Raw genomic sequence first — 19,415 nt, 5'->3', positions numbered from 1 at the left:
TAAAATTTAAATAAATGACAATTTCAAAAAATCTAATTCAAGATGCTTGTTTGCTTAAACAATCAGAACTAATAGATAGTTTTCAAAATAGAATCGATTCGATGAAGTCTGATGTGCTTGAAGCCAATCAATCTCCTAGCCAAACGGAAGGAAGAGCCGCTGGTAAAGTAGAATTATACAATGCTGTAGGTAAAGAATTGGATTTTGCTTTACGCGAAATGGAATTTCTAGAAACTTTGAATCCGGAAAATGAATGTACTATTGTAGAACCAGGCGCGTTGGTCGTAACTGATAAGATTACAATATATATCTGCGTATCAATAGAGGAAATTGAAGTAGAAGGAAAAGCTATTTTTGGTATTTCTACTAGAGCTCCAATATACGCTGCTATGAGAGGATTAAAAAAAGGAGACTATTTTAAATTTAACGAAATGGAATACCAAATACAAGATATTTACTAAGTTCAATACTGTCACGATCTAAATTGAAAATGTAAATGATCTTCATGCGAGCTCTTTTTTGTTTTAAGAGGCTAGCTGTAAAGCTTCTAAATTTAAAAAGAATTATAAACTTAAAGTTAAAACAATCCATTTGGCATTTGTAAAGGGTATCTTTGCATGAAAATTGTTAGACAAACATTTTTTATAACTTAATGATAGAGAGATAATATGAATGCAATATTCACAGATGCTAGTTTTCAAAACATGATGAATGTAGCAAATCGTTATGGAGTTAGTGCCAATGCTGTTACAGAATTGACGCAAGCACTTATGAGAAGTAATGGAACAATGGCACAATTTTATATTCCAGAACTTGGTGGTGGCGGGCAGTGGATGCAAGGTGGCATGACGATGGTTGGTGATATGTTTAACAATCAACTTAAGAACACCGTTAATGGTCTTTGTATTGATCTTTCTAATTTGATTAATCAAGGAGCTATTCAATATGTGCCTTTACCGAAGCAAGAGAATCAAAACGGATTTCATTCATCGGCAAATTGGTGGGGAGATTTGGGCGTTCCTAATTCTACTGGGAGTCAAAACAATACTAATTATGCAGTTTTCTCTACTATTGGTCGCCTTGCGATTCAAGAAAACGGAAAAGTAACTGTATTTGATACGCTAGATCATCATATTGGTGGTGTAGGACAACAGCAAGGTGGTAATTATTCGGTAACTTTTACAAGTCAGTACGGAACTGTAAATCTAAGTACATTACCTATTATTTCGGGTGGTGAAAATAGACCAGCAGCAGCTGCACCGATTTATAAAGAGGAGCAACAGCAACAGCCTATGAACTTAGAGCCGAGTACAACTGCGGCAACATCCGACATTCAAAATGATTTTGAAGAAGATATTTTTGTTAAGATCGAAAAGTTAGCAGGATTAAAAGATAAAAATATTTTATCGGTTGATGAATTTGAAAAAAAGAAAGCCGAATTATTAAGCAGGTTGTAATAATTACGATCTTACAATAAAAAAAAATGCCACTAACTAATTTATTTTAGTCAGTGGCATTTACTTTAGAAGGCAATCGTGGTATTATTTTTCTTCATTCAACTCATTAATGATCTCAGCGGCTAGTTGGTAAGATCGTATTCTAGCCTCTTGATTGTGACAATTGGTTGTAATGATTAATTCATCAGTTCCTGTTTTGTCTATAAATTCTTTTAATTCTTTTTTTACTTTACTTTTTGACCCGATAAATGTATAACGCGTCATTTGTTGTACTGTTGGGTGTGCAAGCGTCTCTCTCAGTTCTGCTGTCATTTCAGCCGGCTCGTCAAGCGCTTCTCTTTTTGCACCTGTAAGTAGACTCACAATCATTTTTATAAAGGAAGTTGCCATGCGCTCGGCCTCTTCATCTGTATCTGCAGCAAAAACATTGATTCCTGTAGTTACAGAAGGTTTGTCAAGATCTGGCGAAGGCATAAATTCGTTACGGTAGATATCTAAAGCAGGAAGTAACTGTGCTGTTGCAAAATGACTTGCAAAAGCATAAGGCAGTCCTTTTCTAGCCGCCAAATGTGCACTATCGGTACTAGATCCCAAAACATAGATGGGCACATTAACTCCTTCAGCTATTGGGGCTCTCACTTTTGCATTTTGATTATTGGTCGAAAAGTAAGTTTGAATACTCTCAATTTCTTCTGGAAAAGATTGAGCGGCATCCATAAAATCAGATCGAATGGCGCGAGCAGTAATTTGATCCGTTCCCGGAGCTCTACCCAAACCTAAATCGATACGATTAGGATACATCGTTCCTAATGTACCAAATTGTTCTGCAACAATCAAAGCCGAGTGATTGGGTAGCATAATTCCACCAGAACCCACTTTCAAAGTTGTTGTCGCCTCTGCAACATGGCCAATTAGTATAGAGGTGGCAGTACTAGCTATTGCAGGCATGTTATGATGCTCGGCCAACCAATAGCGCGTATAACCAAATTCTTCTGCTTTTTGCGCTAGTGATACTGTGTTTTGTATTGTTTCTTTAAAGGAACTTCCTTTGGTCACAATAGCAAGATCCAAAATGGAATATGCAGTGTGTTTGTCGTTTATATTATTTGTTTTCATAGGTATAAAGTTTAGGTTGGTATCCTAACACTATTCGCAAGGATAACTTAAATAAAACTGAAGGTTGCAACATGTTTAATGATGAAACCAAATGCAATTGTAATGATGAACGATAATCGAAAAACCTGGGTCAAAACTGGGTTTTGATCCAGGCTTTTCTATAGTAAAGAAGCTTGAAGATGACTAATAAAGTCTAAATCTCAATAAATCGGGATTATTTAAACTCAATTACAAATTCATCCTTTGGTGTTCTCACTTTTTTCATTGGAGCGATCCAGTCGTTAGCAGTATCAGCATATCCTACGTACATTAAGGAAATACTTTTTAATCCTAATCTTTCTAATTCTAAAACTTCATCAACCACTGCGTTGTTAAAACCTTCAACAGGAGTACTGTCAATTCTTAATTCTGCAGCTTCACCAAGTGCTAAACCAAGTGCGATGTAAGATTGTCTTGCGATGTGTGCAAAATTTTCTTCGGCAGGTTGTGCAAGGTAAATTTCTTTTAGTTTATCAGTATAACTTCCAAAACGTCCTCTCTCTAGACCACGCTCATCAGTTGTATGGTTGTAGACTTTGTCAATGCGCTCAGCAGTATAACGGTCCCAACCTGCAAAAATCACAACATGAGAACAGTCTCTCATGCATTCTGGATTCAATGCACCTTTAACCAATTTTTCTTTTAATTCTTGGTTTTCTACTACGATTACATTGAAAGGTTGTAATCCAGAAGATGTAGGTGCCAAACGTGCTGCTTCTACAATCTTGTCTATATTTTCTTGACTTACTTTTTTACTTGGGTCGTATGCTTTTACTGCGTGTCTCCAGTTCAAATCTTCTAATAATGCCATTATAATGTTTATTTATGTGTTAAAAAAATATTTTTTTAGTCGTTTGAAACGGTCAATTTAACTGGCATGTTTCCTTTTGTCGCATTAGAATAAGGACAAACTTCATGTGCTTTTTCAATCAGCGATTGCGCTACCTCTATTGTTACACCAGGAATATTAGCATGTAATTCCGCTTCCAATCCAAAACCACCATTGTCGTTTTGACCAATGCTTACTTTTGCAGAAACAGTAGTTGCACCAGTTTCAATATTTTCTTTTTTGATAACCAAGTTTAATGCACTATCAAAACAAGCAGAGTATCCTGCTGCAAAAAGCATTTCAGGATTTGCAAAATCATCATTGCTACCACCTAACGCTTTTGGCATTCTTACTTCTAAATCAACTATTCCGTTTTCGCTTTTTACTTGTCCGTTTCTACCACCCGTAGCAGTAGCTTGTGTTGTATATAATGTTTTCATTTTTTTGATATTTTAATTATTATATTTTTCAAAACCAGTAGATCTTCTACTGATAAATTCATTGCTTCCATGAGTTGACCTGGGATCGATGCCGCTTCCTCTTTCAAAGCTTTACCTTTTTCAGTTAATGTGATGTTTACAATACGCTCGTCGATTGTACTTCTTTTTCGATCAACAAATTCTTTGTGCTCCATTCTTTTTAATAGTGGAGTGAGAGTACCACTGTCTAACTGTAGTTTTTCTCCAATTTGATTGACTGTTTGCTCTTCACATTCCCATAAAACCATCATGACCAAATACTGAGGATAAGTAAGTTGTAGCGCTTCTAGTAAAGGGCGGTACTGACTTATAATTTCCTTAGCAAATAGGTAAACCGGGAAACAAACTTGCTCGCTTATATGTAACTGGTCTTTCATTTTGATAATTTGATAGTACAAAGATAGTGTACAATTAGATTGTGTGCAATTTAATTGTAAAAGCTTAATATTATTTTAACTAATACATTAAAGTTGAATTGCCATTACCGAGGTAAATATTTGATTTTATTTGGATTGGCGAAGCATTTTTTATTTTATTCGAAAGAGATGAATTATTCAAAAAGCTACAATTCTATCGCTTTTACTACTAGATACATTCTAAATGCTGTTCTTACAAACTTATAAGTAATATAAAATTGAAAGTTGTAGATCGAAAAAACAGCACATTACTTTCTACTTTCAGTCAATGTTCGAAAATCCCTTCCAGAAGGTTCTTCAAAAACTTCCAAATGGAACTCGGAGGTAATGGTTAATAGATGATCAAAAATATCCGACTTCACTTGTTCAAATTTCACCCATTCTTTTTCGTAGGTAAAACAATAAATTTCCAAAGGCATACCTTTTGAAGTTGGGTCTAATTGTCGCACCATATTGGTCATATCTTTATTGATATGAGGATTTGATAAAATATAATTCTCTGCATATACACGGAACACTCCAACATTTGTCAAGCTAATGGCGTTTACGGGATTTGCTCTTTCGTCAGTCAATGAAGCATTAAGATTTTTAATCTCCTCTTCCTTCTTTAAAATGTAGTCTTTTATAAGCGTGTATTTTTTGAACTGTTCCAGCATTTCTTCGTCACAAAAACAAAAGCTACTCACCTTAAGATAAATAGATCTATTGATTCTACGTCCTCCAGAATTACTCATTCCGCGCCAGTTTTTAAAGGAATCATTTATAAAAGCATAAGTGGGAATGGTGGTAATTGTTTTATCCCAATTTTGAACTTTTACAGTACTTAAATTGATTGACATTACGTCTCCATCTGCATCATATTTTGGCATGGCAATCCAGTCACCTACACGTACCATGTCATATACTGACATTTGGATACTAGCGACAAATCCCAAAATGGTGTCCTTAAAAATCAATAATAAAATTGCCGTCATCGCACCCATTGCACCTAAAAAGTAAAACGGACTTTTACCTAGGAGTAATGATAAGATAAGAATTCCACCCACAAAATACACAATGATATTAAGTACCTGAATGTAGCTTGAAATTGGTTTATCCTTAAAGATATGAGATTGCGATAAAACTTCATTAAAAACGGCTAGTACAGCATTAATCACCCAAATGATTACCATTATTAGCATGACTGAGGCGAGATTCACTGCATATTTTGATATCGTAGGAAATTGACCAAATACAACAGGAACGGCAAAAATAATGATTAATGCAGGCACAATTAAAGCCAGCTTATCAAAAATTCTTTTTTCAACCAAAATGTCATCCCAAGTAACTTTGGTTTTCAAAAATATTTTATGAATAGAACCAACAACTATTTTCTTGGTCAAATACCAAGCAACAAAGCATACAAATACCAATACCATTATTAGAATAGGCAGGTTTATGTAAGCAGCAACATAGGCTTCAATATTAAAATAATCGGTTAGCCAGGTTGGATCTAGTTGTACAGGAGCATTTTTCTCGTCAAAAATAATCATCAATTTAATTTGTTTTTATGCAAAGGTAACATTCATAAAGTAAGACACAGAAAGATTGTCGTCTTTGGCCTTTTCTTAACAGTCTTTTTCAATCTTATAGCGGTATCAAACAAACGGATTATTAAATTTGTATTGACAGTCCTATTAGATGAGATTAAATTACCTCCAATTGATTTTCATGAAATTCTTTTTCTGAATGAAGTCTTTAGGAATTTTATCAAGAATTTCTGATCGTAATGCTTCAATAAGTAGATCTTTCGAAAAAGAATGATGCACTACAATACTAACCTCTCTGACCGGTTTTGGCTCTTCAAAAGGGATGCTGCAACCTAGATCATTCTTGTGAACAGCCATTTCTGGAACTAGGGTGAATCCGCCATAATTGTCTACCATTTTCTTCAACGCTTCGATAGAGCCACTTTGAAACTGAATACTTTTGTTGTTATTTGAATTGTTGCAAATATTTAATACTTGATTCCTAAAACAGTGACCATTTTCTAATAACCATACATTATCGAGTGTTTCTACTTCTTGAGTCGAAATTGACTTTGCTTTTTGCAGCGCGTCATTTTGTTGTCCATAATAAACAAAGGGTTCATTGTATAAATTTACCTCTCTTATAAAAGGCTCGCTCAAAGGAGTAACTAGGATACCAATATCAATTTCTTTTTTTTGCAAGGCAGCAATGATCGCATCCGATTGCATTTCTTGAATTTTTAAAACAGACTTAGGATATTTTTCAGAAAAAGCACCAGATATCAGTGGTATCAGGTAAGGTGAAATAGTAGGGATTATTCCCATTCGAAAAATGCCTTCGATATTATTAAGTTCAGTGCTGACCATATTTTTTAAATCACTCACCTCTCGTAAAATACTTTTTGACTTTCGTACAAACATTTCGCCAAGTTCTGTAGGGCGCAGGGGGTATTTACTTTTGTCGAATATCGCAAACCCAATTTCGTCCTCTAGTTTCTTAACTTGTATAGTAATAGTAGGTTGTGTTACAAAACATTTTTCTGCGGCGGTCACAAAATGCCTGTAAGTATCTAGAGCGATTACATATTCTAACTGTTGTAAAGTCATTATATTGATTTTATTAATACAAATATAAAAATTATTAATTTGATTAATATGTAAAACCGAAAGATATTTGTCACCTAATAAAAATTAAAGACAATGAAATTACTACTTTCTGCATTAGCCTTATCGATAGGCTTGGCTTCAATTGCTCAAAACAAGAGCACAGCCCAAATGATGACATCCAACAGTGGTGCTCCGGTGGGCGACAACCAGAACTCAAAAACAGTAGGGGAGTACGGCCCTGTATTATTAGAAGATACTTATTTAATCGAAAAACTAGCGGCTTTTGATAGAGAGCGTACACCAGAACGTGTTGTACATGCAAGGGGCGCCGGAGCATCGGGCTATTTTGAAGCGAGCCAAGACATGTCAAAATATACAAGAGCTGTTTTATTTTCGAAAGCAGGGAAGAAAACAGAATTAGCGGCACGCTTCTCTACGGTAATCCATGGTAAAGGATCACCTGAAACGGCAAGAGATCCAAGAGGATTTGCTGTTAAATTTTATACAGAAGAAGGGAATTATGATATTGTAGGAAACAATCTTCCTGTATTTTTTATTAGAGACGCAATGAAATTTCCGGATATGGTACATTCTTTAAAACCTTCTCCAGAAACCAATAAGCAAGATCCCAATCGTTTTTTTGATTTCTTTTCGAATGTTCCAGAGGCCACAAATATGATTACAAGACTGTATACCGATTTAGGAATTCCAAAAGGATATCAGTTTATGAATGGAAGTAGTGTTCACGGTTTTAAATGGGTTAATGAAGCAGGGAAAGTGACTTATGTAAAATACTCATGGGTTTCTAAACAAGGTGAAAATAACCTAACCATCGAGGAGGCAGCCAAACAACAAGCGCAAGATTGGCAACATGCTACGGTAAGTTTACGAAAGGATATAGCTGATAAAAAGTTTCCTCAATGGGATTTATACGTGCAAATGATTGCCCCAGAAGATCTTCAGTCATTTGATTTCTGGCCTTTGGATGCTACAAAAGATTGGCCAGCAGATAAAATAGAAAAGATAAAAATCGGTACAATGACTTTGAATCAAAATCCAGTAAATTACTTTGAACAAGTAGAAAGTCTTGCTTTTTCGCCAGGAGATTTGATTCCGGGAGTCGAAGCTTCAGAGGATAAGTTGTTACAAGGTCGTTTGTTTTCTTATTTTGATACGCAAAGACACAGGTTAGGAGGAAACTTTCAGCAGTTAAAAATAAACCAACCATTAGATGCACCTCTAAATTACAATGCTGATGGATATAGCAGCTTTGCAAATAAAAAATTCATAAACCCTGATGTTAATTACCAACCGAGTAACAAGGTAGCATTAAAAGAAGATGCAAAGTACAAGCAATCTGAAACTGTATTAAAAGCTGTGACAATCACTCAAAAGAAAATTTCTAAAACAAATGATTTTGCGCAAGCAGGTGATTTCTACAGAGCATTGTCGAAAAATGAACAAGATAATTTAATTAAAAACTTGGTAGGTGATCTGGGTCAAGTAACTGATAAAACGATCCAGAAGACGATGATTACATATTTCTACAGAGCCGATAGCGACTACGGAATGAGAGTTGCTGCTGCTTTGGGTTTTTCTCAAAAAGATTTTATAAACTAAATTATATACAACCATAACAAAGAGGAAGTAGCAATACTTCCTCTTTATTTAATTAGATAAAAATGAAGAAATTAGCAATAGTATTATTTTTGGTATTTACTGGCTCACTACAAGCACAAACAATTTTTGAAGCTGCTAGAGCAGGAAACACAGCAGAATTGGAAACTCTTTTAAAAGCAAATAAAGAGGTTTTAAACAGTGCCGATAATAAAGGTTTTACACCATTAATTCTAGCTAGTTATAACAATCATGTTGAAACTGTAGTTTACTTGTTAAAAAAAGGTGCATCTGTAAATGAAAAAGATTTGTCAGGAAATAATGCATTAATGGGAGTTTGCTTTAAAGGATATTTTGAAATCGCAAAGTTATTAATTGATAATGGTGCCAACCTAGACCAGCAGAATTATAACAACGCAACGGCTTTGATTTATGCTAGTACGTTTGGTCATGCAGATATTGTTGACTACCTATTAAAAAAAGGAGCCAATAAAGACATTAAGGACAGCAGAGGAAATACTGCCCTAAAACATGCAATTATGCAAGAGAATGAAGATGTTATGAAGTTGCTGTCGATTAAGTCGTTATAGGTCTAGTATGGTCTTTAAAATTTTTAATGAACATTTGATTGCTATTATCCTTAAGGTTTGTCATTCCGAATGAATCTCGCGCACCTTGAGTTGTTTTAATTGAGACGCTTTCAGCGTGACAAGAATGGGCGTAATTGAGAATTTACAATAAATAGGTTTTTTTCTGATATAATGAATCCGCATAGTTTGTCATTCCGAATGAATCTCGTACACCTTGAGTTGTTTTAATTGAGACGCTTTCAGCGTGACAAGAATGGGCGTAATTGAGAATTTACAATAAATAGGTTTTTTTCTGATATAATTAATCCGCATAGTTTGTCATTCCCAATGAATCTCGCACACCTTGAGTTGTTTTAATTGAGACGCTTTCAGCGTGACAAGAATGGGCGTAATTAGAAATTTGTAATACTAGTATTTTGTATTTATAATTAATCCGCATAGTTTGTCATTCCGAAGAAATCTCGCGCACTTTGAGTTACTTGCTTTGAGACGCTTTCAGCGTGACAAGAAGGGGCGTAATTGAGAATCTGTAATAATAAAGTTTTTGCTTCCATAATTAATCCGCATAGTTTGTCATTCCGAATAAATCTCGTGTACTTTGAGTTACTTGCGTTTAGACGCTTTCAGCGTGACAAGAATGGGCGTAAATGAGAATTCACAATAAATAGGTTTTTTTCTAATATTATTAATCCGCATAGTTTGTCATTCCGAAGGAATCTCGCGCACTTTGAGTTACTTGCGTTTAGACGCTTTCAGCGTGACAAGAATGGGCTTAATTGGAAATTTGTAACACTAGTATTCTGTAAATTGGAATTAATAAACTATCTGTATCACTCTATAGTTTCATAGCCCAGATAGGAGCGGCATCCTTTTTATTTTGGGATGGAGCGGTAGCGCAATCTCTAAATAAAAGATATAGCGGATAGCTGGAAGTAGCTCCTGAAAAAAACTAAATTTAGGAAAGTGGAAACTTGAATAGTTTTTTGTATTTTTGCACTCCAAATAAAGGACTAAGGATATGTTAGATAGACTTCAAATAGTAAAGCAGCGTTTTGATGAGATTTCGGATTTGATTATTCAGCCGGATGTGATCTCTGACCAAAAACGTTACGTACAACTAAATAAAGAATACAAAGACTTGAAAGCTTTGGCTGAAAAGAGAGACGAATATGTGCTCTTGATGGCTAATATCGAAGAGGCAAACGAAATAATCGCTGACGGTAGCGATGCAGATATGACCGAAATGGCCAAGATGCAACTTGATGAATCTAAGACAAGATTGGCAGAATTAGAGGAAGAGATCAAATTTATGTTGATCCCTAAAGATGCTGAAGACGCTAAGAATGTCATGGTGGAGATTCGTGCAGGTACGGGTGGGGATGAGGCTAGTATATTTGCTGGTGATTTGTTCCGTATGTACACTAAATACTGTGAGAATAGAGGTTGGAGAACTTCTGTAGTGGATATGAATGAGGGTACATCGGGTGGTTTTAAAGAGGTAATCTTTGAAGTTACAGGTGAGGATGTTTATGGTACTTTGAAGTTTGAAGCGGGTGTTCACCGTGTGCAACGTGTACCACAAACAGAAACGCAAGGTCGTGTACACACTTCTGCAGCTACAGTTATGGTTTTGCCAGAAGCAGAGGAATTTGATGTGCAAATTGATATGAATGATGTTCGTGTCGATTTCTTCTGTTCATCTGGTCCTGGTGGGCAGTCTGTAAATACTACCAAATCGGCAGTACGGTTGACACACGTTCCTACGGGATTGGTAGCACAATGTCAAGATCAAAAATCACAACACAAGAACAAAGACAAAGCATTTATTGTATTGCGTTCTCGTCTATACGAACAAGAGTTAGCTAAAAAACAAGCTGAAGATGCTACCAAACGTACTTCTCAAGTTAGTTCTGGTGACCGTTCGGCAAAGATTCGTACGTATAACTACGCACAAGGTCGTGTAACAGATCACCGTGTAGGTTTGACTTTGTATGATCTGGGAAATATTATGAATGGTGATATTCAGAAAATTGTTGAGGAACTTCAACTGGTAAATAACATGGAGAAATTAAAAGAAGCTAGTGAAGTCTTTTAATTAAGAGCTATATATATTTAAGAGATGCCATACTGTATGTACAGTATGGCATTTTTTTTTGGTTAGGTTTTGGTTAACTTTTTAATAATAGGAAAGTTGTCATTAAAATTTGTTAAATTTTTCATACTTTTGCGCAAAATATACCAATTAATTAAGTTGAATTTAATTCAAAAAAAATGAAAAAAAGTTTATTAGGAATTGTTGCTCTTACAAGTTTTATGGCCGCAAATGCACAATCGTATTTAGGCTATACGCACGATAACTACGCAGGAGTGCAAGGAGTTTTATTTAATCCCGCATCGATTGTAGATTCTCGTTTTAAAACAGATATTAATTTATTTTCGATTAGTTCGTCGGTAAACAATGATGCTTACGGAGTAAGTTTATCTGATGCCTTAAAATCTGACTTTGATTTTGATACACAAGCTAGAAAATCTTTTTCAAATAATAACAATGCGGTTACCAATACCGATATCATGGGACCATCGGTAATGTTTAACATTGCTCCAAAACATTCATTAGCTGTTTTTACAAGAGCTAGAGCATTTGTAAATGTGCATAGCATTAATGGGCAAGTGGTAAATGATTTGACAAAAGACGATAGTGTTTCATTTCCTTCTACTTCATTAGGTAGTCCAAATGCAGTGGGTAACTCTTGGGGAGAAGTTGGGATTTCGTATGCAGCAGTTTTGATGCAAAGAGGCGAACACTTCTTAAAAGGAGGTATTACTGCCAAATATTTACAAGGTGTTGCTAACTATCATTTTCGTGGTGATAATGTAACGGCACAATACATTGAGACAGGAAATCCATTCTCTGATACTTATGTTACTACAGGTAATGCAACTTATGGTTCAAGTCAAGATTTTGCCACCAACGATAAGATAGATGTAGATTTTAAATCAAGAGGTTTTGGTGTTGATCTAGGTTTGGTTTACGAGTGGAGACCAGAGTATGATGCTTCTAGAGCAGATATCAATAATTTAAAAGATGTAAACAAATACAAAGTTCGTTTTGGTTTCTCTGTGACCGATTTAGGTTCTATGAGATATGATAAAGGAGTTCGTAATGACTATAACTTAAATGGATCATTCTCTCAAAATGATTTTGATGGTTACGATAACTTTGATGAATTTATGAAAGGGGAATTTACTCCAACAACTACAAATAGTAAAGTGAGGTCTTATTTACCAACTGCTTTACATGCAGATATAGATTGGAACATTCACAATAAATTTTACTTAAATGTAAATGGTGATTTAGGCGTTGTTGATAGTAATGATTTAAATCAAAACAGTATTGCAAATAGAATAAGTGTTACACCTCGTTTTGAGTCAAAATGGTTTAGTTTTTATGTTCCTGTTTCTTATATGGATTACAGCAAGCAAACACAAGTTGGAGTTGGATTGCGTACAGGAGTATTCTTTATCGGATCTGGATCGGCTATTTCGAACATAATTTCGGATAATTCTAAATCGGTTGATTTCCATTTAGGATTAAAAATTCCAGTTTACCAAAAAAGAACTAAAGATGTTCCAGTAGAAGTAGTGGAGGAAGTTGTAGTTATTACAGATACTGATGGAGATGGAGTTGAAGATGCAGCAGATGATTGTCCTAATATTGCAGGTCCTGTTGAGAATAAAGGTTGTCCTTATTTGGATTCAGATAAAGATGGTGTATTGGATAAAGATGATAAATGTCCTACTGTAGCGGGTTCTATGGAAAATAACGGTTGTCCTTGGAAAGATACTGACGGAGATGGAGTTGCTGATAAAGATGACAAATGTCCAAAAGTAAAAGGTACTATTGCAAACCAAGGATGTCCAGAAGCGACAGCTGAAGTGATTAAAAACCTTAACAGTTATTCAAAAGCAGTTTTATTTGATTCAGGTAAATCTACAATTAGAGAAGTTTCTAATGCGAAATTAAACGAAATTGTAAAAGTAATGAATGAGTACAATGCAACTAATTTTAAATTAGAAGGATATACAGACAGTACAGGTATCGCCGCTAAAAATTTACAATTGTCGAAAGATAGAGCTGCGGCAGTAAAAAATTATTTAATCGCTAAAGGAATTAGTGCTGATAGACTTACATCTGAAGGATACGGTATCGACAAACCTATTGCATCAAACAAAACAGTTGCAGGTAGAGCTGAAAATAGAAGAGTTGAAATTATACTTGTAAAATAAAATAATTTACGAGCATAATAAATAAAAAAAGGAGCCATTTGGCTCCTTTTTTTTGCTTAAATACCAAACTATTGTTTAGCTGCTGCATTTTCTTCAGATTTTGCTCCCATACGGTTTACAGTATACATTGGTGCAAATTTGATTTTTAATCCTGCAATCTTGCGATTGTCTTCAGCTGAAAGCCCTTCTTTTTCTACAGTGTTTTTACGGCTGTCAAGTGCTTCATAAGCTATTTTGATTTGATCCCATTCTTCTCTTGAATATTTATCTTTATTGTTCTCAACTGTGTGAACAAAATTTTGATATACAGAATGAATGTTATCTTTGTTTACCCACATGAATTGCATGTCATCACTTACATAACTATCTCCAAACAAAGATTTATTATAAGTATCTTTAGCATCTTGCTTCTTCGCAACTACCTTGGCTTTAAAGTCATTGTATTTTGTTGTCGCTTCATCAAGATCAGATTGGATTTTATCTTTATCTGTAGCTGTAGTAACTGCTAAATCTGCTTCATCTTTGATCTGATTGTATCTTGAGTCGATAGCGTCCCAGTTTTCGCTTGCATTTTCTTCAGCAATATTGCTAATTGAATCTACATATTGATTGTAAACTGTTACTTTCTTCTCAGCATTTTGTTGCGTCTCATCTTTACAAGATGTAAAGAAGATTGCTGATGCGGCGATAAAAACTGATAATTGAATTTTTTTCATGTTATTTGATTTTAGGTGTGATAAATTGGTGTTGCTGTACTTTTCAGTACGGTGCTTACAACACTTGTTTATTCATTTTCTTGATATTGTTCATTTCTGATTCTGCATCTTCAACGAACTCTTCTCCTTTGTGCAAAGTTGATTGATACTTATTGTTGATAGTATCTTTAAGTTGATCAATTTTTGCTTTGATCTCGTCAGTTTTCTTTGCTGACTTTTTCGCAATTTTATCACGTGTTTCACTTCCTTTTTCTGGAGCGAATAAGATTCCTAATGCTGCTCCTATTGCTGCTGCTCCTAATATTCCGAATATTGTGTTACTTGATTTCATAATGTTTTTTTTTAAATGTTTAAATTCCTTTTCCTCTTATTATTCTTAAAATGATAGCTATCAAAGCGATTACCAATAGAACATGGATTAATGATCCCGCACTATAAACAAACACTCCCAGTGCCCATGATATAATAAGTATTACTGCAATTAGATATAATAAATTTGACATAGTTTCTATTATTTAGGTTATTGTATTTAGTTAAGTTTTAAAGTCATGTAAACGCTTACATTACTGTTTTTTCCATCTGGAACTGTGTATTCTACTCCTGCAATTGATCTCTCTTTACCAACAGTCGTTAAACCGTAGTTATAACGTGCTCCAAATCCAACTCTGTCAAAGTCAAGTCCAATACCTGCAGATAAACCTGCGTCAAACTTTTTAAAGTCATCATTATCGTAGGATTGTGATCCATCAAATGTTCCTTCTCCCGAAACTTCTGCATCAATTAAATAAGCCACATATGGTCCAGCATGAACACTTAAATTTTTAGTAATGTTTCCCTTTACCAAGATTGGTACTTCAATATAATTCAATTTGAATTTTGCCGTTCCAGATGCAAATGCATTGTCATAAACCAGTTCAGATCCTTTTCTACTGTAAAGTACCTCTGCTTGAATGGCAGCAAAATCTGTAATAGGAAGTAATGCATATACACCAGCATTGAAACTAGTTAATACATTATTATCATCAACATCCTCTGTATACATATTAGAGAAATTTACACCACCTTTTACACCAAATTGCGCGTCACCAGTATTTACTTGTGCATGTGTTCTTGTTGATCCTAGTCCAATTAGTAATGCTAGGGCTGCTACTGTTTTAATTGAATTTTTCATATTTTTTAAAAATTTATTTTGTTTGTTAATACATTACAAAGATGCAACAGCAACCGATATTTGCTGTTATAACATATTTGTGATGTTTTATAGAATTACCATTTCGTCGAAAAATAACCAAAAAAAAGCTCCTCAGTTGTAGAGGAGCTTAATTGATTTAATTGGTAATATGTTGTATTTAAGGGTTTTGCGCCATGTTTTCTTTCTCTTTTTTCGCATCTTGTAAATTTCGCTCTTTAGAAACAACTTGCATTGCATGAACGATATCTGCATGTTTTGATGGCATAATTGGTGTTGAAAACTGTACGGCATAATTCATAGCGAACTCGGCCCCAAAATATAAGATTACGGATGAGTAGTAAACCCAAGTCATTACTACAACAAAAGATCCGGCTGTACCGTAAACATCTTGAATATTGGAATTGGAGATATAGATGGATATTAAAAATTTTCCGATCATAAATAAAATTGCAGTAACGAATGAGGCTAATCGCACCTGTCTCCATTTAATTTGCGCATCTGGTAGAATAGTAAAGATAGCACCAAAAAGCAATGATATAATTCCGAAAGTAATCAAACTATTAAGTACGTATACTAAATAGTAGAGTGTATCAGAAAATAGAGAGAAAAAGTGAGTACTAAGTCCGTCCATTATAGCAGATACACCTAAAGATACCAGTAATATAAAACCAAAACTACCAATTACCCCAAATGATAATAATCTCGATTTAAGAAAAAGCCAAATTCCGGATTGTTTTTTAGGTCTAAAGCCCCAAATGGTATTTATTGAATCTTGTATTTCTGCAAACACAGATGTAGCACCAATAAGCAAAGTAACGACTCCGATAACTCCCGCCATTGTACTACTTTTTGATAAGGACAAATTCTCAATTATATTTTGAATTTGCACAGCACTAGAAGGTCCAACAAAACTTTTTATCTGACCAAATATTTTACCTTCAATGGCTTCTCTTCCCAAAAAGATATCAGAAAGGTAGAGTATAACTAATAATAAAGGTCCCAAGGAGAACATTGTTACATATGCTAGAGATGCGCTCATCTTCATGACTTTGTGTTCTAAGAAGGAAGCTATAGTTTGTTTAATTACTTCCCATAATGCTTTAAAGTATTCTTTTGATAATTTCATATTGATTTCAATTTAAAAGTAGTTCCCAACATTTTGCTATTTTGCTTCATCAGTAAAGCAGATTTTTCTGCAAAAGTTTTGAACTCAGGATTTGTTGTAGAATTTTTAATGTCTTCGAGTAAATTGATTTGTAGATTGATTTCACTGATTAAAAGTTTTACCAAATAATTAGTCGAATTTTCGCTGTCCAAAGAATCTTTATTCAAATTTAATTGGTAAAAAGGTTTTGGAACGATTGTTAGATTTTTTTTAGTTAATTCTTTAAAATCTCGATCATTTCTTTGATGATCTTCCTTTACTTTCAAAATTAACTTTAGATGGGGCACGTGTTTAGATTGATAAAAAATCATAGAACTAATATCTATAACTTTTTTATTGGCTTCGTTCAAGTAAGAGAGACTATTGAAGTCTAAGGTAGATGTCACATCCGGACTCATTTCTTGAATACTCACGTTCAAAGCATCTTTTTTGATATTTTGACAAGAAAAGAACGTAGTCGTCGCAATCAAAATAAAAGTGAATAATATTATATTTGAAAGACGTATTCTTTTCATGGCTGTATTTTAGTACAAATCTAGAGATAGTATCTATGCATGTATTACAGTTTTAATCCAATGACTTACATAATTCCCACTTGAATAAAAAGCATAGCTAATATAAGTAGTGAGGGGTATGTATATAGTATATACAGGGATGTCTATGAGATTAATAAATATCAAGTAAAAGAACGCAGTTAATCGCTCTATAATTTAAACGGGAATGTAAAAAGTAAAAGTCGTTCCGATATCTGGAGTACTAGTTGCGTAAATGTAACCATTATGAGTTTCTATAATCTTCTTGCAGATAGCTAATCCAACACCAGTACCTTGGTACTCTGTTTTACCATGGAGGCGATTAAAAAGTAAGAATATTTTCTCGGCATGTTCCTGTTCAAAACCAATACCGTTATCGACAAATTCAAATTTGTAATATCGCTTATTACTTTTCTCTGCAATTAGTTTATCACTCTTTGCGCTAACCTCTGAATATGTTAGTTTAATTACGGGTGCTACATCTTCCTTTGAATATTTTATAGCATTGCTTAGCAAATTTGAAAATAACTGTTGAACTAAGAAATGTACTCCATTGATAACTGGTAAATTACTATTGGTAATTGTGGCGCCTTTATCTTCAATAATTTGAGATAATTCAAGTTGACTATCAGCAAATACTTCATTTAAATCAATTGGTACAAGATTGGTGTCAGATCTACTTGTTCTAGAATATTGCAATAAATCATTGATAAGTACACGCATTCTATTTGATGCATTTTCGATTCGAGTTAGATATTCTTTTCCAAACTCCGAAAGATTGTCTTTTTCCTTATCGTTAATTCTAGAAACAAAAGTCTGAATTTTACGCAATGGCTCTTGTAAATCATGACTGGCAACATGGTTAAATTCATTTAATTCTTTTATGTTCTGCTCTAGTTCTCTATTTCTATCTTTTAATTGCAAACTTTTATTGAAGTCTTCGGTTACGTCTTGCGTAGTACCGATCATACTTCTTGTTCCTGTAATGTCGGTAAATGATGTTGCATTAGATTTGAACCTTCTAATTTCGCCATCTTTACGGGTCACTCGATAACTTATCGAAGGGAAAATTTGCTCAGCTTGCGCTTTTTCGTGCGCATTTACAAGAAAGTGTCGGTCCTCAGCATATACAAATTCCAAAAAGTTGTCTGCCGTCGGACTGAAAGATTGCGGTTCGTATCCTAGTAATCTAAATTGATTATTTGAAAATATATACTCCATCGTATCGTAGTTGATTACCCAACTACCATATTTACCTAATATCTCCGCTTGCTTGCTTGATTCTTCAAAAATCTTAAGCTCGTTGTAATTTTGTTGTAATAATTTGGTTTTATTATCCTCAAGGGTAATGTCTTCTGTCACTCCGAGAATTGTTTGATTGTTTAACTTATCAGTAAACAATTTACCCGTCGCTCTCAATAAACGAATTTCACCATCTGGTCGAATGATTCGAAAGTATGAATAAGGAAGCTCTTTGTTCGTCAAGATATTATCAACGATTGAGCTTACTTTGTCCTTATCTTCCGGATGAACATATTGATCGAAATTTTCGTCGTTAGCTTCAAACGACTGCGGTTCGGTTCCTAGAATTCGATAAAAATTATCAGAGTAGGAAATTTTATTTTCGATTAAATCCCATTCCCATGTTCCAAATTCCGATAATATTTCTGCTTGATAGCTTAAAAATTGAGATTTGTTTAATTCAATATTAGCAGCTTGTAATCGTTCTACATCTTTATTTATTTTATAGTATGCAAAAATTAATACTAATAGCGTAATAAAAATTATACTAAGAGTTAGAATAGGGGTAAGGTAAATTTGATTTTTGTAGAGTTGATTGCGATTTTTTAGATACATCTCCTCCAAAGCGATCATCTCGTTCAACTTATTTCTAATTTTAGCTAGAAGTTCGGTGCTTTCTCTGAAGTTTTTCTTGAAAAAATAATCTTGACGGCTAACGATGGTCGTATTGGCATCAGAATAATTATCAATAAATTGATAACGTTTGTCGATTATTTCAAACAACGCCTCTACTTTTTTGGCTTGAATCGGACTGTCTTCAGTAAGTTGTTTTAATAAAATAAATGACTTATTGACATTTTTGGTCGCTGTTCGGTAGGGCTTTAAATAAAGACTATCCTTAGAAATCATGTATCCTCTCATGCTTTCTTCGGAGTCTTTAATGTAAGAATATAAATGTTCCAGCTCTAAGTTAACTTCATAAGTATGCATTAGCAACTTAGAAGAATCTGAGATATTCTTAATATGTTTCACGGTAATAACAGCTATAAACAGTAAAACTGTCAAGCTTACAGCAAATATAATTTTGTGATAAACGGAGGATTTATATCTGTTATTTTTCAT

General features: G+C 34.2%; 19 protein-coding genes. 6 read left to right on the top strand and 13 right to left on the bottom strand.

All coding sequences use genetic code 11. The features are described from left to right. Positions 1 to 14: 14 nt before the first annotated feature. Both LXH21_RS00685 and LXH21_RS00680 read left to right on the top strand, forming a co-directional pair. Positions 15 to 461, top strand: coding sequence for a hypothetical protein (locus LXH21_RS00685; protein ID WP_239861882.1), 447 nt, complete (start codon positions 15 to 17; stop codon positions 459 to 461). Positions 462 to 668: 207 nt separating this feature from the next. Further along, positions 669 to 1,457: an SHOCT domain-containing protein gene (locus LXH21_RS00680; protein WP_239861881.1), complete on the top strand. Its 789-nt coding sequence runs from the start codon at positions 669 to 671 to the stop codon at positions 1,455 to 1,457. Positions 1,458 to 1,541: 84 nt separating this feature from the next. Here LXH21_RS00680 and LXH21_RS00675 read toward each other — a convergent pair whose 3' ends face one another. The 6 genes from LXH21_RS00675 to LXH21_RS00650 all read right to left on the bottom strand — a co-directional run bounded on the left by LXH21_RS00675 (position 1,542) and on the right by LXH21_RS00650 (position 6,951). Continuing rightward, positions 1,542 to 2,558 carry an LLM class flavin-dependent oxidoreductase gene (locus tag LXH21_RS00675; protein WP_239863627.1) on the bottom strand — a complete coding sequence of 339 codons (1,017 nt, stop codon included), beginning with the start codon at positions 2,556 to 2,558 and terminating at the stop codon, positions 1,542 to 1,544. 229 nt (positions 2,559 to 2,787) lie between these two features. Then, positions 2,788 to 3,423 (bottom strand): nitroreductase family protein, encoded by a 636-nt coding sequence (locus LXH21_RS00670; protein WP_239861880.1) that lies wholly within the window; start codon positions 3,421 to 3,423, stop codon positions 2,788 to 2,790. 35 nt (positions 3,424 to 3,458) lie between these two features. After that, complete coding sequence (locus LXH21_RS00665; RefSeq protein ID WP_262916162.1) at positions 3,459 to 3,881, bottom strand: organic hydroperoxide resistance protein; 423 nt, start codon at positions 3,879 to 3,881, stop codon at positions 3,459 to 3,461. After that, positions 3,878 to 4,297, bottom strand: coding sequence for a MarR family winged helix-turn-helix transcriptional regulator (locus tag LXH21_RS00660; protein ID WP_239861879.1), 420 nt, complete (start codon positions 4,295 to 4,297; stop codon positions 3,878 to 3,880). The genes LXH21_RS00665 and LXH21_RS00660 overlap by 4 nt, the downstream gene beginning before the upstream one ends. A 287-nt stretch (positions 4,298 to 4,584) precedes the next feature. Then, on the bottom strand, positions 4,585 to 5,868 hold the full coding sequence (locus tag LXH21_RS00655) for a mechanosensitive ion channel family protein (RefSeq protein WP_239863623.1): 1,284 nt from the start codon (positions 5,866 to 5,868) through the stop codon (positions 4,585 to 4,587). A 159-nt stretch (positions 5,869 to 6,027) separates the two neighbouring features. Then, positions 6,028 to 6,951, bottom strand: a complete 924-nt coding sequence (locus LXH21_RS00650) for a LysR substrate-binding domain-containing protein (RefSeq protein WP_239861878.1) — start codon at positions 6,949 to 6,951, stop codon at positions 6,028 to 6,030. Positions 6,952 to 7,044: 93 nt separating this feature from the next. Here LXH21_RS00650 and LXH21_RS00645 point away from each other — a divergent pair, with 93 nt between their 5' ends. The 4 genes from LXH21_RS00645 to LXH21_RS00630 all read left to right on the top strand — a co-directional run bounded on the left by LXH21_RS00645 (position 7,045) and on the right by LXH21_RS00630 (position 13,445). Beyond that, positions 7,045 to 8,571, top strand: a complete 1,527-nt coding sequence (locus LXH21_RS00645) for a catalase (RefSeq protein ID WP_394799563.1) — start codon at positions 7,045 to 7,047, stop codon at positions 8,569 to 8,571. Positions 8,572 to 8,633: 62 nt separating this feature from the next. Next, positions 8,634 to 9,158, top strand: coding sequence for an ankyrin repeat domain-containing protein (locus LXH21_RS00640; protein ID WP_239861877.1), 525 nt, complete (start codon positions 8,634 to 8,636; stop codon positions 9,156 to 9,158). A 1,018-nt stretch (positions 9,159 to 10,176) separates the two neighbouring features. After that, a complete protein-coding gene (gene prfA, locus LXH21_RS00635) occupies positions 10,177 to 11,253 on the top strand; it encodes a peptide chain release factor 1 (RefSeq protein WP_239861876.1) in 1,077 nt (358 codons plus the stop codon). 176 nt (positions 11,254 to 11,429) lie between these two features. Then, positions 11,430 to 13,445, top strand: a complete 2,016-nt coding sequence (locus LXH21_RS00630; protein WP_239861875.1) for a DUF5723 family protein — start codon at positions 11,430 to 11,432, stop codon at positions 13,443 to 13,445. Positions 13,446 to 13,513: 68 nt separating this feature from the next. On the opposite strand, the gene LXH21_RS00625 is transcribed toward LXH21_RS00630, so the two are convergent. The 7 genes from LXH21_RS00625 to LXH21_RS00595 all read right to left on the bottom strand — a co-directional run bounded on the left by LXH21_RS00625 (position 13,514) and on the right by LXH21_RS00595 (position 19,415). Next, a complete protein-coding gene (locus LXH21_RS00625) occupies positions 13,514 to 14,161 on the bottom strand; it encodes a hypothetical protein (RefSeq protein WP_239861874.1) in 648 nt (215 codons plus the stop codon). A 55-nt stretch (positions 14,162 to 14,216) separates the two neighbouring features. Continuing rightward, positions 14,217 to 14,492, bottom strand: a complete 276-nt coding sequence (locus tag LXH21_RS00620) for a YtxH domain-containing protein (RefSeq protein ID WP_239861873.1) — start codon at positions 14,490 to 14,492, stop codon at positions 14,217 to 14,219. A 19-nt stretch (positions 14,493 to 14,511) separates the two neighbouring features. Further along, a complete protein-coding gene (locus tag LXH21_RS00615; RefSeq protein ID WP_239861872.1) occupies positions 14,512 to 14,664 on the bottom strand; it encodes a lmo0937 family membrane protein in 153 nt (50 codons plus the stop codon). A 26-nt stretch (positions 14,665 to 14,690) separates the two neighbouring features. Further along, positions 14,691 to 15,332, bottom strand: coding sequence for a porin family protein (locus LXH21_RS00610; protein WP_239861871.1), 642 nt, complete (start codon positions 15,330 to 15,332; stop codon positions 14,691 to 14,693). Between the two features lie 178 nt (positions 15,333 to 15,510). After that, positions 15,511 to 16,479, bottom strand: a complete 969-nt coding sequence (locus LXH21_RS00605; RefSeq protein ID WP_239861870.1) for a YihY/virulence factor BrkB family protein — start codon at positions 16,477 to 16,479, stop codon at positions 15,511 to 15,513. Continuing rightward, on the bottom strand, positions 16,476 to 17,033 hold the full coding sequence (locus LXH21_RS00600) for a hypothetical protein (protein ID WP_239861869.1): 558 nt from the start codon (positions 17,031 to 17,033) through the stop codon (positions 16,476 to 16,478). Before LXH21_RS00600 ends, LXH21_RS00605 begins: the two co-directional genes overlap by 4 nt. A 195-nt stretch (positions 17,034 to 17,228) precedes the next feature. Continuing rightward, positions 17,229 to 19,415 (bottom strand): PAS domain-containing protein, encoded by a 2,187-nt coding sequence (locus tag LXH21_RS00595; protein ID WP_239861868.1) that lies wholly within the window; start codon positions 19,413 to 19,415, stop codon positions 17,229 to 17,231.

Source organism: Flavobacterium algicola (genome assembly GCF_022399565.1).
Lineage (GTDB): Bacteria > Bacteroidota > Bacteroidia > Flavobacteriales > Flavobacteriaceae > Flavobacterium > Flavobacterium algicola.
Note: the sequence above shows the minus strand (reverse complement) of the source record. Positions and strands in the feature narration are given on the sequence as shown.

What these genes read in the sequence shown, in the direction of transcription:
- LXH21_RS00660 (WP_239861879.1), bottom strand. Translation starts at nt 4,297, where the DNA reads ATGAAAGACCAGTTACATATAAGCGAGCAAGTTTGTTTCCCGGTTTAC.
- LXH21_RS00650 (WP_239861878.1), bottom strand. Translation starts at nt 6,951, where the DNA reads ATGACTTTACAACAGTTAGAATATGTAATCGCTCTAGATACTTACAGG.
- LXH21_RS00595 (WP_239861868.1), bottom strand. Translation starts at nt 19,415, where the DNA reads ATGAAAAATAACAGATATAAATCCTCCGTTTATCACAAAATTATATTT.
- LXH21_RS00620 (WP_239861873.1), bottom strand. Translation starts at nt 14,492, where the DNA reads ATGAAATCAAGTAACACAATATTCGGAATATTAGGAGCAGCAGCAATA.
- prfA (WP_239861876.1), top strand. Translation starts at nt 10,177, where the DNA reads ATGTTAGATAGACTTCAAATAGTAAAGCAGCGTTTTGATGAGATTTCG.
- LXH21_RS00610 (WP_239861871.1), bottom strand. Translation starts at nt 15,332, where the DNA reads ATGAAAAATTCAATTAAAACAGTAGCAGCCCTAGCATTACTAATTGGA.
- LXH21_RS00625 (WP_239861874.1), bottom strand. Translation starts at nt 14,161, where the DNA reads ATGAAAAAAATTCAATTATCAGTTTTTATCGCCGCATCAGCAATCTTC.
- LXH21_RS00655 (WP_239863623.1), bottom strand. Translation starts at nt 5,868, where the DNA reads ATGATTATTTTTGACGAGAAAAATGCTCCTGTACAACTAGATCCAACC.
- LXH21_RS00680 (WP_239861881.1), top strand. Translation starts at nt 669, where the DNA reads ATGAATGCAATATTCACAGATGCTAGTTTTCAAAACATGATGAATGTA.
- LXH21_RS00640 (WP_239861877.1), top strand. Translation starts at nt 8,634, where the DNA reads ATGAAGAAATTAGCAATAGTATTATTTTTGGTATTTACTGGCTCACTA.
- LXH21_RS00605 (WP_239861870.1), bottom strand. Translation starts at nt 16,479, where the DNA reads ATGAAATTATCAAAAGAATACTTTAAAGCATTATGGGAAGTAATTAAA.
- LXH21_RS00665 (WP_262916162.1), bottom strand. Translation starts at nt 3,881, where the DNA reads ATGAAAACATTATATACAACACAAGCTACTGCTACGGGTGGTAGAAAC.
- LXH21_RS00600 (WP_239861869.1), bottom strand. Translation starts at nt 17,033, where the DNA reads ATGAAAAGAATACGTCTTTCAAATATAATATTATTCACTTTTATTTTG.
- LXH21_RS00645 (WP_394799563.1), top strand. Translation starts at nt 7,045, where the DNA reads ATGAAATTACTACTTTCTGCATTAGCCTTATCGATAGGCTTGGCTTCA.
- LXH21_RS00670 (WP_239861880.1), bottom strand. Translation starts at nt 3,423, where the DNA reads ATGGCATTATTAGAAGATTTGAACTGGAGACACGCAGTAAAAGCATAC.
- LXH21_RS00630 (WP_239861875.1), top strand. Translation starts at nt 11,430, where the DNA reads ATGAAAAAAAGTTTATTAGGAATTGTTGCTCTTACAAGTTTTATGGCC.
- LXH21_RS00615 (WP_239861872.1), bottom strand. Translation starts at nt 14,664, where the DNA reads ATGTCAAATTTATTATATCTAATTGCAGTAATACTTATTATATCATGG.
- LXH21_RS00685 (WP_239861882.1), top strand. Translation starts at nt 15, where the DNA reads ATGACAATTTCAAAAAATCTAATTCAAGATGCTTGTTTGCTTAAACAA.